The following is an 11,543-nucleotide window of genomic DNA, read 5'->3' on the forward strand; positions in this document are numbered from 1 at the left end:
CCGCTCATGGTCATGACGCTACGCGACGACGCGACGCCGACGACCGACACCATGGGTGCGGCAGCGCAACGAGTGGATCACCGACCGTATATCAATGATCTCACATTCATAACATCAGTCTTAGCGGATGCTGAGGGCTGTAATGCGAACGTCGATGTCGCTAGGGTCTGCCGGGTGTCGGTGACGCAGCACCGACCAGGCAGCGGGCAAGGCACACGCATCGGACGCGCGGCGCTCGTCAGCGACCGTCCAGCCGCCTCCGCCGCCCCAACATCCCCGATCTTCCACCCCGGGAGTTACGCGTGATCCGTCCCAAGCTGTCGCTGCGGCGACCGCTGGCCGTCCTGGGGGCCGTCCTGCTCGGCCTCACCGGGGCCGCCGCGGTGGCCGCCCCAGCCAGCGCCCACCACACGACCATCACCGCCACGGCGGCGTGCGACCAGCTCTCCGGCGAGCGGGTCATCACGTGGAAGGTCGAGAACAGCGAAGTTAACAAGGACGCCACGATCAGGAAGGTGACGGCGAGCCCGGCCACGCCGGTTACCGTCGCCGTCGAGGGCGCTGGCACCAAGCCGCTGGACCAGGTTGTCATCGCCCAGGGCTCGTTCGTCGAGGCCGTCCAGCGAGTGCCGGGCGACACCGCGAAGGCCACCCTCAAGGTCAAGGCCGCCTGGTACAAGGACAACAAGACTCAGCGGGCCGAGAACGAGGGCAGCATCAACCTCTCCGCTGACGAGCCGTGCAAGCCGGCGCCGACGTGCGTGGACGCCAGCAAGGCGAAGTACAGCCACACCTTCGACGGGCCGAAGGGCACCGCGACCGTCAAGCTGGACGGCAACCTGCCGCTCTGCGGTGACACCAAGCAGTACTTCACGCTGGTCTCGTACTTCGCGCCGCGGCCGCAGTTCGCCACCCCGCAGTACGTCTACGGCACGCCGGACAGCGACTTCGTCGGCGGCAACCAGACCGAGATCGAGCTGAACGTCGAGATCCCGAACTGCCACACCCAGGTCGACCTGATCTGGGGTGACAAGGACAAGGTCATCGACCCGCTGGTCGAGGGCGGCAAGCGGTACGACAACCTGAAGCTCGGCTCGCCGGGCGCGCCGGGCAACCGGTCCACCGGCCCGCAGGGCTGGTACAACGGCGGCGACAAGAGCTGCACCACCCCGGCGTCGACCTTCGCCTCCAACTGCGACGGCACCGTCACCGTGTCGCTCAGCAACGACGGCAAGATCAGCAAGTACCCGGTCGAGTTCGAGGTCAAGGGCGAGAACGGCTTCTCCAAGAAGGTCACCGTCGAGCCGGGCAAGGCGAACAACGACACCGTGGTGCCCGCCGAGAGCGCCGGCAAGATCGAGGTGCTGGTCGACGGCAAGGTGATCGAGGGCGGCACGTACTCGTGGCAGCGCCCCGAGGACTGCCCGCTGCCGACCGTCACCACCGAGGCGGACTGCGAGAACTTCACCCTGACCGCGTCCAACCCGGAGGGTGGCCTGCCGGTCAAGGTCGAGTTCAGCTACGACGGCAAGACCGAGACCCGTACGGTCGCCGCGGGCAAGTCCGAGTCGGTCACGTTCAAGGCCGGTAAGGCCGAGACCGCGCTCGTCGCGCTCCCCGACCTGGAGCTCGAGATGGAGGCCGTCTACGCCCCTGAGGGCGACTGTGGCGGTGGTGGCGGCGGCGGCGAGGAGCCGGGCCTGCCGGTGACCGGCGCCGCGGCCGGTGGCATCGCCGCCGGCGCCCTGGCCCTGCTGGCCATCGGCGCGGTGCTGTTCGTCGTCGCTCGCCGGCGTCGGGTGCGGTTCACCGCCTGATCCAGTAGCTAGCGACCCGCGAGGGCGCGTCGACCATCGGTCGGCGCGCCCTCGTCGTCTTCCGGCGCCGGTCGGCGCCGACACGTGAGGCGCGCCTCGGCGGGTGGAATCACCGGCGCGTGGGTGGCCCACTCCCGGCGTGCGGGGTCGCCGAGCCGTCGCCGACGGCCGGGCGCAGGGGCAGCGGGCCACGGGTGGGCCGGACGGGACACGGTCCCGCCACGGTAGGCCGGAAGGGGCACGATCCCGGCCACGGTGGGCCGAACAGGGCCCGGCCCTCGGGTCGCGGGCGAACGGTCGATCCGGCGCGGGTGGCGTCAGCCCTTCTCCAGGTACTCCGCGCGCTCCTCGTCGACCAGCGCGGCCACCGACGCGGCGAGGGCGGGGTGCCGGACCAGCTCCGGGTCCTCCTCGACGATCGTGATCGCCTCCGCCCGGGCGTCCCGGATCAGGTCCGTGTCACGCAGCAGCGACAGCAGGCGCAGATGGGAGCGGCGCCCGGACTGGGTGGCGCCGAGCACGTCGCCCTCCCGGCGCTGCTCCAGGTCGAGCTCCGCGAGCTTGAAGCCGTCCGTTGTGGACGCCACCGCGTCGAGGCGCTCCCGGGCGGGGCTGCCCTCCGCCGCCTCGCTGACCAGAAGGCACAGCCCGGGCGCCGAGCCCCGGCCGACGCGGCCACGGAGCTGGTGCAGCTGGGAGACCCCGAACCGGTCGGCGTCCAGCACGATCATCACGGTCGCGTTCGGCACGTCGACGCCGACCTCGACGACGGTGGTGGCCACCAGCACGTCCAACTGCCCGGCGGCGAAGGACCGCATCACCGCGTCCTTCTCGTCGGCCGGCAGCCGCCCGTGCAGCACGCCGATCCGCAGCCCGTGCAGCGGCCCCTCGGCGAGCAGCGGCGCCACCTCGGTCACCGCCAGCGGCGGGCGACGGCCGTTGTCGTCCTCGCGGGGCGGCTCCTCCTCGGAGGCGGGGCCCTCACCGATACGCGGGCAGACCACGTACGCCTGGTGCCCGGCCGCCACCTCCTCGCGGAGCCGGCGCCACGCCCGGTCCAGGAAGGCGGGCTTCTCGGCGGCCGGCACCACGTGCGAGGCGATCGGCGAGCGGCCCCGGGGCAGCTGGGAGAGCGTGGAGATCTCCAGGTCGCCGTAGACGGTCATCGCCACGGTGCGCGGGATCGGCGTCGCCGTCATCACCAGCACGTGCGGCGGCTGATCGGCCTTGGCGCGCAGCGCGTCCCGCTGCTCGACGCCGAACCGGTGCTGCTCGTCGACGACCACCAGCCCGAGGTCGGCGAAGTCGACCCCCTCGTAGAGCAGGGCGTGGGTGCCGAGCACGATGCCGGCCCGCCCCTGCGCCACCTCGGCCAGCGCCCGCCGTCGGGCGGCGGCCCCGAGCGAGCCGGTGACCAGCTCGACGCGGGTGGCGTGCTCGGCGGCGTCCAGCTCACCGGCCCGGGCCAGCGGCCCGAGCAGGTCGAGCATCCCCCGGTGGTGCTGGGCGGCGAGCACCTCGGTCGGCGCGAGCAGCGCGGCCTGCCCACCGGCGTCGACCACCTGGAGCATCGCCCGCAGCGCGACGACCGTCTTGCCCGACCCGACCTCGCCCTGCAGCAGCCGGTGCATCGGGTGCGGGGTGGCCAGGTCGGCGGCGATCTCCCGGCCCACGTCCCGCTGCCCGGGGGTCAGCTCGTACGGGAGCCGGGCGTCGAACGCGTCGAGCAGGCCGCCCGGGCGCTCCGGGCGGGGCCGGGCCGGCCAGTCCGCGGCCCGGTGCTTGCGCTGCACCAGCGTCAGCTGCACCGCGAACGCCTCGTCCCACTTGAGCCGCCGCCGGGCCCGGTAGAGGTCCTCCTTGCTGGACGGACGGTGGATCTCGCGCAGCGCCGGGCCCAACCCGACCAGGTTGCGGTTGGCCCGGACGGTCACCGGCAGCGGGTCCTCCGGCGGGGTGACCGTGTCCAGCACCACCCGGACGCAGCGGGCGATGACCCAGGTGGGCACGGCCGCGGCCGCCGGGTAGACCGGGATGAGCGCCCCGGCGAACTCCTCGACCTCCTCGTTGGCGGCCGCCTCACCCTCACCGCCCTCGCCGAGCAGCACGTATTCGGGGCCGTTGAGCTGACGCTTGCCCCGGAACTCGGTGACCTTGCCCGCGAAGAGGCCCCACCGACCGGGGCGCAGCTCCCGCTCGCGCCACGCCTGGTTGCCGAAGAACGTCAGGGTGAGGACCCCGCCCGAGCCGTCGCCGACGGTCACTTCCAGCAGGTTGCCCCGGCGCTGACGCATCGGGCGGACGGCGGTGCGCTGCACCTGCGCCAGGACCGTGACCTGCTCGCCGACGTCCAGCGAGCGGATGTCGGTGTGCTCGCCGCGCTCGTCGTACCGGCGCGGGAAGTGGTAGATCAGGTCACCGGCCGTGTGCAGGCCGAGGTGGGCGGCCAGCGCCTTCGCCGTCTTCTCCCCCACCAGCTTCTTGAGGGGCGTGTCCACGGTCGCCCCCGTGTCGCCGCCGCCGGCGTTCGGCTCGCTCATTCCACCCCCACCACCAGCGGATAGTGCGGCTGGCCACCCGGATAGGCCTGCACCTCGACGAACGGCCAGTGCTGCCCGACGTGGGCGCGGACCGCGTCGACGAGACCGACCGGGGCGTCCGCACCGGAGATCAGGGTCACCAGCTCGCCGCCGCCGCCGAGCATGCGGTCGACCACGGCGGCGCACGTCTCGACCAGATCGGTGCCGATCAGGTGCACCTCACCGTCGACCAGGGCCAGCACGTCCCCGGGCTGGCACGGCCCGGCGACCGTCAGCGCCTCGCGGTTGGCGTAGCAGACCTCGGCGTAGCGGCAGGCTCCGGCGGCCTCGGCCATGGCGATGACGTCGTCCTCGAAGCGACGGGCCGGGTCGCGGACGGCGAGCGCGGCCAGCGCCTGCACCGGGGACCGGGTCGGCACGACGCTGACCTTGACGCCCAGCCGGTGCGCCTCCTTCGCGGCGGCGCCGGCGACGGCCTGCGTGTTGGGGTCGTTGGGCAGCACCACCACCCGGGCCGCGCCGGTGGCACGGATCGCGTCGAGCAACTCGCCGGTGGACGGGTTGCCCGGCACGACCGTGGCGCCCTCGCCGCCGAGCAGGGTGGCGATGCCGGCGCCGGGTGCGACCACCACGGCGGCCCGCGCGGCCTCCGCCGGCGCTGCGAGCCCGGGAGGTGGTGCGAGCGGCGAGGGCGTCGGCGGCTGGTCGGCGAAGCGGGTCACCGAGATGCGGTGCGGCCGGCCGGCGACCACCCCCGCCTCGATCGCGGCGCCCACGTCGTTGACGTGGACGTGCACGTTCCAGGTCGGCTCCGGCCCGTCGCCGTCACCGACGATCACCAGCGAGTCGCCCAGGCCGGCGAGCACGTCGCGCAGCCGGTCGACCGCCGCCCGCCCCGCGTCGAGGAGGAACTGCACCTCGTAGGCGTACGCGTCGGAGCCGGTCTCCCGGACGGCGGTGGCCGGCGGCTGGGGCGCTCGCGGGGCGGGCGCCACCCGGGCCGGCCGCTCACCGGTCACCACCTCGACCAGGGCGTCGAGCAGCAGGCAGAGGCCACGGCCCCCGGCGTCGACCACACCCGCCCGGGCCAACGCCGGCAACTGGTCGGGGGTGCGAGCCAGTGCGGCCGCCGCCTCACCGGCCGCCGCACCGGCGACCGCGCACAGGTCGTCGCTGTCGGCGCGCTCGGCGGCCGTGGCCGCCGCCGCGACCACGCTGAGCAGGGTGCCCTCCACCGGCCGGGCGACCGCCGCGTAGGCGGCCGCCGTCGCGTCACGCAGCGCGGCGGCCAACTCCCGGCCGCGCAGGGCCGGCGTGACCGCGGCGGCGTCGGCGAAGCCGCGCAGGATCTGCGACAGGATCACGCCGGAGTTGCCCCGCGCGCCCAGCAACGCGCCGCGGGCCATCAGCCGCAGCGCGTGCCCGTGCGGGGTCGCCGTGCCGTCGGGCCCGGTGTCCAGGTCCATGGCGAGCGCCTGCTGGGCGGAGGTCAGGGTGAGCACCAGGTTGGTGCCGGTGTCACCGTCGGGCACCGGGTAGACGTTGAGCTGGTCGATCTCGGCCTGGTGCTGCTTGAGCGCGGCCAACCCGCCCGCGCACCAGCGGCGGACCGCGGCGGCGTCGAGGGTGTCCAGCACGCGAGAAGCCTACTGGCGGACGCCGACACGCGTCGGGCTCGCCCGGGCGTGTCCCGCCCCGCCCGCACCGACCGGTCGGTGCGGGTACTGTCGGCGTGGAATCGTCCGCCACCGGCGCTCCCCGGGCCCCCGCCCGGCCCGGTTGGGCAGGTCGGCACGTCATCGGGTACCCTGGCCAGGTTGCCCGGGCAGCGCCTGCCGGCGACCTCATGAACGTTTCAATCCCAGGAGTATCCCGTGGCTAGCGTGTGCGACGTCTGTGGCAAGGGGCCGGGCTTCGGCCACAACGTGCCCTGGTCCAAGAAGAAGACCAACCGCCGCTGGAACCCGAACATCCAGTCGGTGCGGACCCCGGCCGGTGGCGGCACGACCAAGAAGCTGCAGGTCTGCACCTCCTGCATCAAGGCTGGCAAGGTCACCCGCGCCTGACCTGGCGCAGACCACCCGATCGACAGCGCAGCCGGCGGACCTCACGGTCCGCCGGCTCTGTCGTGTGCGCTGACAGGTAGGCGACGGCCTGTCGACTATCCGCGTACGCGCGGTTAAGGTCTCCCTGCGCCGATCGCCGGGCCGGCCGGCGGATCGACCAGGGGAGGGCGAGCGTGGGGCTGGACCTGGGCCGGGAAGAGCTGATCATCATCGGGGTCTCGCACGGCATGTTGCGCTGGTTCGCCGACGACCTGCCACCGGACAGTGTGGTGCTGGTCGAGGAACCCGACGTCATCGACCGCCGTGACGTCGCGGGGCTGGCCAGTGAGCTGTCGCTCGTCTCCCGGGTCGTGCCGGTCGAGTACCAGACCGGTCTGGACACCGCGGCACTGCTCGCCCGCGAGCCGGGGCTCGCCACCGCCCGGCTGGTCATGCCCGGCCTGGAGTACGCGGTCGGCGCCGCCGCCCGGCTGGCCGAGGCGCTGGGTCTGCCCGGCGCGGGTACCACCGCCGCCGAGGTCTTCTCCGACAAGCACCGGATGCGGCTGCTGGCGGCCGAGGCCGGCCTGGCCAATCCCGCCTTCGCGCTGGTCGACGACCCCGCGGCGGCCGCCGCGTTCGCCCGGCGCCACGGCGGTCGGTGCGTGCTGAAGCCCACCCGTCGCTCGGGCAGCCTCGGCGTGCAGATCCTCAGCGACCCGGAGCAGGTCGTCGGGGCCTGGGCCGAGTCCGCCGATCCGGAGTCACCGCCGGACGCCACCGGGCGCGGGCTGCCGACCGAGGTCCTCGTGGAGCAGGTCCTCGACGGCCGGGAGCACAGCGTCGAACTGCTGGTCGCCGACGGCGAGGTGATCTTCGGCAACGTCACGGACAAGCGGGTGCAGCCCGGCCGCCGCCCGGTGGAGACCGGGCACACCGTCCCGTCCCTCCTGCCGCCGGAGGTCCAGCGGAGGCTGCTCGACGCCGCCACCCGGCTCGGCCGCGCGGCCGACTTCCGCACCGGGGTGCTGCACAGCGAGTGGATCGTGGCGGACGGTGTGCCGACGCTGGTCGAGTGCGCCGCCCGGCTCCCCGGCGACATGATCACGGCGCTGATCTCGATCGCGTACGAGTGCGGGTTCATCGAGGCGTACCTGCGGACGCTGCGCGGCGAGCGGCCGGCTCTGCCGGCGCGGCCGTCCGGCGCGGCGGCGGTGGAGTTCCTGCTGGCGTCGCCGGGCACCGTCACCGGTGTCGACGGGGTGCGGGCCGCCCGCCGGGTGTCCGGGGTGCTGAACGTGCAGGTCGACGTCGCGCCCGGCGCCACCGTCGGCGAGGTGACCCACTCGCTGGCCCGCAGCGGGCACGTTCTGGTCTGGGGGCCGGACGCGACCGAGGCGACGGCCACGGCGGCCAAGGCCGTCGAGCAGATCCAGATCGCGACCGCCTGAGCCGGGCGGACCAGCGGCGCCGGGCCCGGGGCTCCCGGGCCCGGGCGTCAGAGGGTACGGCCGAAGGAGATGCAGCCCGGGGCGTCCTTGTAGAACCCGAAGTTCGGGATCCGCTCGTAGCCCGCCGACGTGTACATGGCGATCGCCTCCGGCTGCCGGTCGCCGCACTCCAGGATCATGCGCTTGCGCCCGTGCTCGCGGGCGGACCGCTCGACGGCCGCCAGCACCGCGCGGGCCACCCCACGGCCCCGGGCGGCCGGTGCCGTGTACATCCGCTTCAGCTCGGCCGTGTCCCCCGCCTCGCCGTGGCTGCGCCAGCCGCCGCAGCCGATCGGCTCGCCGTCCAGGTGGGCGACGAGGAAGGCGCCGACCGGCGGGTCGAACTCGGCCGCGTCGACCGGGGTCTCGTCGCCACTGCCACCGTATCGGGCACCCAGGTCGGCCAACGCGTCCCGGATCAGCCGCTGCGCCGCCGGCGAGTCGAACCGCACGGCGTGGATCTCGATCTCACTCACCGGTAAAGGGTACGACCAGCCAGGGCCCTTACCGGAAGTGATCCCAGCCGGCCGGGCCGACGTACGGCTGTCCGTCGACGGTCACGCCCAGGCCCGCCACCACCCGGCCGACCGGCCGCCAGGTCGGCGGCAGCACCACCGACTGCGGGAACGTGGCCGCCAGCGCGTGGTCGTCGCCTCCGGCGAGGATCCAGGAGTACGGGTCGACGCCGAGCGCCTGCGCCGCGTCGCCCATCTGCCGGGGCACATCGAAGGCGTCCCGGCGCAGGTCGATCCCGACGCCGCTGGCCTTCGCCACGTGCCCGAGGTCGGCCAGCAGCCCGTCCGACACGTCGATCATGGAGGTCGCGCCGAGCCGGGCGGCCTCGGGTCCCGCCGGGTACGGCACCTCCGGCCGCCGGTACGCCTCGACGAGCAGCCGGGGCGTGCGGAAGCCCCGAGACAGCACGGTCAGCCCGGCCGCGGCGTGTCCCGTGCGGCCGGCGAGGGCGACCACGTCCCCCGCCCGGGCGCCGGAGCGCACCACCGGCGCCCGGCCACCCAGGTCGCCGAGGGCGGTCACCGCGATGGTCAGGGTGGGGCTGGCGGACATGTCCCCGCCGACCACGCTGGCGCCCACCGTCGCCGCCTCGGCGGCCAGCCCGTCGGCCAGCTCCTCCGCCCAGCGCGACTCCAGGTCCGCCGGCATGCACAGGGCCACCAGCAGGGCGGTCGGGGAGGCCCCCATGGCCACGATGTCGGCCAGGTTCGCCGCCGCGGCCCGGTGCCCGACGTCGCGGGCGCTCGACCAGTCCCGCCGGAAGTGCCGCCCCTCGACCAGCACGTCGGTCGACGCGGTGACCCGCGCGTCCGGAGCGGCGATCACCGCCGCGTCGTCGCCGGGTCCGAGCAGGGTCGCCGGCCCGTGTGCGAGCCGCGCGGTCACCCTCTCGATCAACCCGAACTCGCCGACCTCCGCGACGCTCACCCCGCCACCTCGTTCCGCTCCGGTCGCCCGGCACCGCCGCGCTCGCTCACCGCTTCTCCTCGACCACCGATAGGGATCGGACCTGCTCCGTAAGGTAGTTTCACCCTTCGGGCCGCCGAGGCGGCGACGGAGGGAGGTCGAGTCGTGGTACAGGCGTACATCCTCATCCAGACGGAGGTCGGCCGCGCACGTGACGTGGCCGGTCTCATCGCGGACCTCGCCGGCGTGGTGCGCGTCGACGCCGTCACCGGGCCGTACGACGTGGTCGTCCTCACCGAGGCGAACACCGTCGACGAGCTCGGCAAACTCATCGTCAGCAAGGTGCAGATGGTGCCCGGCATCACCCGCACCCTCACGTGTTCGGTGGTGCGTCTGTAAGTGGACAAGATCACTACCTCGTCCGTCGACGACCGGGACCGGGCCGACGAGAGCCCGGCCACGGTCGACGAGAGCGCCGCCCGGCCGGACCGCACGAGCCGCCGCGCCGCCCTGATCGCGACGCTGATCGCCCTGCCGATCACGCTCCTGGTGGCCGGGTTGACCTTCGCCCAGCTCGCCCCGGACTCCCCGGCGCCCGCGCCCAGCCCGTCGGCGACGACCGCCCGGGCGCAGTCCACCGCCCCGGTCGAGATGGCCGCCCCGGCGCTGGCCGCCCGTCCGGCGACGCTGTGCCGCGCCCTGCTCTCCCAACTGCCGCCGACGCTGCGCGACCTGAACCAGCGCCCGGTCACCGCCGGCCCGGAGCAGAACGCCGCGTACGGCGATCCGGCGCTCACCGTCGCCTGCGGCGGCGCCGAGCCGACCGTCGGCGCGACCGACGACGTCTGGCGGGTCAACAAGGTCTGCTGGTACGCCACCGAGCAGGCGGACGCCACCGTGCTCACCACCCTCGACCGGGAGACCCCGGTCGCGGTCTCGGTGCCGCGCACGTACGGGCAGCCGCTGCAGTGGGTCTCCCCGATCTCCGACACGATCGTCGCCACGGTGCCCTCCGGCGGCGAAGCCCCCGCCGGCTGCCAGGGCTGACCCCGGCCCCCGTCGCCGGCCGGCCGGCGACGCGCGACCCCGGCCGGCTCGCGGCGGTGCTCAGTGCAGGCCGACGCCGCGCGTGAGCGCGGTGCGGATGAGGCGGTCGACGAGCTTCGGGTACTCCAGGCCGGCGGCCGCCCACATGCGCGGGAACATCGACGTGGGGGTGAAGCCCGGCATCGTGTTGATCTCGTTGAGGTAGACGTCCAGCTCGGGGGTGACGAAGAAGTCGACCCGGGCCAGACCCGCGCAGTCCAGTGCGGTGAAGGCGCGCACGGCGTACTCCTGGACCTGCCGGGTCACCCGGTCGGGCAGGCCGGCGGGGATGTCGTACTCGCAGGAGTCGTCGAGGTACTTCGCCTCGAAGTCGTACCAGTCGTGGTCGGCGACCACCCGCACCTCGGCCAGCACGGACGCCTCGGGCGCGCCGCCGGCCTCGCCCTCCAGCACGCCGCACTCGATCTCACGGCCGACGATCGCGCCCTCGATCAGCACCTTCGGGTCGATCTGCCGGGCGGTCGCGACCGCCGCGTCCAGGTCCGCCCAGTCGCTGACCTTGGTGATGCCGAACGACGAGCCGGCCCGGGACGGCTTCACGAAGACCGGCAGGCCGAGCCGCTCCTTGTCCGCCTCGGCCAGCGTCATGCCGTTGCGCAGCACCACGTACGGGCCGACCGGAATGCCCTCGGCGGCGCAGAGCTTCTTGGTGAACTCCTTGTCCATGGCGGCGGCGGAGGCGAAGACGTTCGCGCCGACGTACGGGATGCCGGCCATCTCCAGCATTCCCTGGATGGTGCCGTCCTCGCCGTACGCGCCGTGCAGCACCGGGAAGACCACGTCCACATCGGCCAGGGCCCGGGGCCCCTCCGCCGGGTCGAGCACCATCAGGCCGTTGCCCGTCGGGTCGGCGCGCAGCACGAGGTCCACGCCGGAGTCCGCCGTGATCTCCGGCAACTGCCGGGCGGCGATGGCGAGCTGGGCGGGATCGCCGCTGGTGAGCACCCACTGCCCGGCCCGGGTGATGCCGACGGGCACCACCTCGTACTCGTCCGGGTCGAGCGCGCCGATCACACTGCCGGCGCTGACGGCGGAGATGCCGTGCTCCGGGCTGCGGCCGCCGAAGACGATCGCCACGCGGGTCTTGCCTGGGGTGGTCACTCCGGTCACCTCTCCGGTCGT

General features: G+C 74.1%; 10 protein-coding genes. 5 read left to right on the top strand and 5 right to left on the bottom strand.

Annotated features, from left to right (window positions below):
- Window positions 1-302 precede the first annotated feature (302 nt).
- The gene (locus GA0070620_RS14445; RefSeq protein WP_091591101.1) at window positions 303-1,817 is read left to right on the top strand and encodes a cell wall anchor protein; all 1,515 of its coding nucleotides are present in this window, start codon (window positions 303-305) and stop codon (window positions 1,815-1,817) included.
- A 317-nt stretch (window positions 1,818-2,134) separates the two neighbouring features.
- Here the strand turns inward: GA0070620_RS14445 and recG are convergent, their stop codons facing one another.
- Window positions 2,135-4,357, bottom strand: a complete 2,223-nt coding sequence (gene recG / locus GA0070620_RS14450; RefSeq protein ID WP_091591103.1) for an ATP-dependent DNA helicase RecG — start codon at window positions 4,355-4,357, stop codon at window positions 2,135-2,137.
- Window positions 4,354-5,994 carry a DAK2 domain-containing protein gene (locus GA0070620_RS14455; RefSeq protein WP_091591106.1) on the bottom strand — a complete coding sequence of 547 codons (1,641 nt, stop codon included), beginning with the start codon at window positions 5,992-5,994 and terminating at the stop codon, window positions 4,354-4,356. The genes recG and GA0070620_RS14455 overlap by 4 nt, the downstream gene beginning before the upstream one ends.
- A gap of 237 nt (window positions 5,995-6,231) precedes the next feature.
- Here GA0070620_RS14455 and rpmB point away from each other — a divergent pair, with 237 nt between their 5' ends.
- Window positions 6,232-6,423 carry a 50S ribosomal protein L28 gene (gene rpmB / locus GA0070620_RS14460; protein ID WP_046569512.1) on the top strand — a complete coding sequence of 64 codons (192 nt, stop codon included), beginning with the start codon at window positions 6,232-6,234 and terminating at the stop codon, window positions 6,421-6,423.
- Between the two features lie 173 nt (window positions 6,424-6,596).
- Window positions 6,597-7,853, top strand: a complete 1,257-nt coding sequence (locus tag GA0070620_RS14465; RefSeq protein WP_091591108.1) for an ATP-grasp domain-containing protein — start codon at window positions 6,597-6,599, stop codon at window positions 7,851-7,853.
- 47 nt (window positions 7,854-7,900) lie between these two features.
- Here GA0070620_RS14465 and GA0070620_RS14470 read toward each other — a convergent pair whose 3' ends face one another.
- Window positions 7,901-8,368: a GNAT family N-acetyltransferase gene (locus GA0070620_RS14470; protein ID WP_091591110.1), complete on the bottom strand. Its 468-nt coding sequence runs from the start codon at window positions 8,366-8,368 to the stop codon at window positions 7,901-7,903.
- Window positions 8,369-8,396: 28 nt separating this feature from the next.
- Entirely contained in the window at window positions 8,397-9,335 is a 939-nt protein-coding gene (locus GA0070620_RS14475) for a thiamine-phosphate kinase (RefSeq protein WP_091591111.1), read from the bottom strand.
- A 144-nt stretch (window positions 9,336-9,479) separates the two neighbouring features.
- Between GA0070620_RS14475 and GA0070620_RS14480 the strand changes: the two genes are divergently transcribed.
- Both GA0070620_RS14480 and GA0070620_RS14485 read left to right on the top strand, forming a co-directional pair.
- Window positions 9,480-9,713 carry an Lrp/AsnC ligand binding domain-containing protein gene (locus GA0070620_RS14480; RefSeq protein WP_013284547.1) on the top strand — a complete coding sequence of 78 codons (234 nt, stop codon included), beginning with the start codon at window positions 9,480-9,482 and terminating at the stop codon, window positions 9,711-9,713.
- Window positions 9,714-10,361, top strand: a complete 648-nt coding sequence (locus GA0070620_RS14485; RefSeq protein WP_091591114.1) for a DUF3515 family protein — start codon at window positions 9,714-9,716, stop codon at window positions 10,359-10,361.
- A 60-nt stretch (window positions 10,362-10,421) separates the two neighbouring features.
- On the opposite strand, the gene GA0070620_RS14490 is transcribed toward GA0070620_RS14485, so the two are convergent.
- A complete protein-coding gene (locus GA0070620_RS14490) occupies window positions 10,422-11,522 on the bottom strand; it encodes a D-alanine--D-alanine ligase family protein (RefSeq protein WP_091598776.1) in 1,101 nt (366 codons plus the stop codon).
- Window positions 11,523-11,543 lie beyond the last annotated feature (21 nt).

Source organism: Micromonospora krabiensis, assembly GCF_900091425.1.
Lineage (GTDB): Bacteria > Actinomycetota > Actinomycetes > Mycobacteriales > Micromonosporaceae > Micromonospora > Micromonospora krabiensis.